A 1,936-nucleotide genomic window follows, 5' to 3' on the forward strand; every position below is an offset into this window, starting at 1 on the left:
ACTGATGCAGGATATCAATAACGAATTTCATCTTGAACCTGGCAAGCCCGGAGAGTGGATTTTATATCCCTTCAAGGTGCAGAGGTACGTTCATGAGCAAAAAATCAGGCAACCTGGAGAGCCTCTTTCCAGTACCTTTGAGTTTGAAAATCCATACGATGCACAGCCGGCGAAATTTACTTTAGCCCTTCTGCCGGGCGAGGATCGGAGTGTTTCATCCGTTGAAAAAATTTCAATGGAAGTAAATTACAGAGATAAGGTGGACATTGAGGTTCATCTGGAGCCTTTTCAGGTTCTGAAATCAGACGGGACAGGGATGCTCAGGATATACGATAAAAACTGGAATTTGGTTCGTACGATTGATATTGCCGGAAAACTTCCGGTACTTTTCCATGGAATGAACACAATCGTTTTTGATGCTGATTTTGCGGAAGAGAGCTCTTCCAGGATTAAGATTGAAATGAAAACAAGGGGAGATGGTGAAAAGGTGCAATGCAACACAAAATCTTTTACTGGGAAATCGAAAAATGAAGTTTTAAGATAAAGCGCAATCCGGGCTTAACCGGCCGCTTTCACTCTGTTTCAGCGGTGTTTGCCCGGATGCCTGCGCACAAGGCTAATCCACTGCGCATCAGTTCGCATTCGCTCCTGATGTGCAATTTGGGCTTAACCGGCCGCTTTCACTGCGTTTCAGCGGGATTTGCCCGGATGCTTTCGCGCAAGGCCAGCGCACTGCGCATCAGTTCGCATTCGCTCCTGATGTGCAATCCGGGCTTAATTGTCGGGGCTTGACTCACACATTTTGAAATGTTATACAATTCTGATCCAATCTTGAAGGGATGGTATTATTGTAGAAAATTCCATAAGGAAAATCAATTAGAACCCCGAAGGGGTGGCATTATGAAACAGCCAATAATGGCGACACTTCTGGGCTTTTATTGCCTTTTACCGTTCGATTCTACTGTAATTTCAACCATTCTGATAATCAAAAAAGGGGAAAGCTATTGTATTACCATACCAATGTGGTAACAGAATGAGCAGGGAAGGTATACACCATTTCCTGGTTGTTCCACCGGATGCTGCCTTCCGTTTTTTTGTCGTTGTTGATTACAACAAGAACTTTTTTGCCGTTCGAATTCAAAAAAGCGGCAAAATTCAATTTTCCCGGATTCCCTGTTGCCTTTATTCTGTAGGCTCCCGGACGTACAAATTTGCTGAAATGGGCTAAATAATAATAAAGCCCTGTATAATGAACCTGTTTTGTTTGCCGATTAATAATTACCACCGGATGTTGGGCATTGTTCTCAGGGTTTCCATGTTCTTTTGATACCAACCATGGTCCGCCGTTTTCATCCAGAATCATATTCCAGTAAATCCAGCCTGAAGCGCCACTTTTAATATCGTTCATGATCATATTTCCCCAGGACTGACCATCGGAAAAATCATACACGGGAACTTTCCTGGGGCCATGGGGCGGAATATTGCTTGCCTGAGCATAACACACTTCTGACATCCAGATGGGTATGTCAGGGTATTTTTTATGCAATTCTGCAATGGCATCAAAACGATTCCAGTCGTATCCATGAACCGTAATTGTGCTTATGGCTTGCCTGAATTCCGGGTCATCCATCACTGCCGGTATTTTTTTCAGGCCTTCGGAGCGATTGACCGCTTCTCCCAGCTGAATCCGGGTTGAAATATTTTCTTTTCTGAACACTGGGAGAATGTGATGCCATGTAATATCCCTTATTGCTTCATAGGTAACATTTGTGTACCATCCGTTATCAGGTTCATTTAATGGGCTGAGATAGTCAATATTGATCCCTTCAAACTTATAGGCTTTAATATACAAGGCAAAATATTTAGCCAGGGCATTGTAATATTCAGGCTTAATATGTTTTTCTCCTTTTTTCAGACTATATAGCATCCAATCGGG

At 43.0% G+C, this 1,936-nt stretch carries 2 protein-coding genes; one reads left to right on the top strand and one right to left on the bottom strand.

The window, feature by feature from the left end; translation table 11 throughout:
* On the top strand, positions 1 to 544 hold a 544-nt coding region (locus tag GX419_02765; protein ID NLI23617.1), incomplete at its 5' end, for a hypothetical protein.
* A 465-nt stretch (positions 545 to 1,009) separates the two neighbouring features.
* Here the strand turns inward: GX419_02765 and GX419_02770 are convergent.
* Positions 1,010 to 1,936 (bottom strand): hypothetical protein (locus GX419_02770; GenBank protein NLI23618.1); only part of this gene is annotated, 927 nt, incomplete at its 5' end.

The organism is Bacteroidales bacterium, from assembly GCA_012517825.1.
Classification (GTDB): domain Bacteria; phylum Bacteroidota; class Bacteroidia; order Bacteroidales; family JAAYUG01; genus JAAYUG01.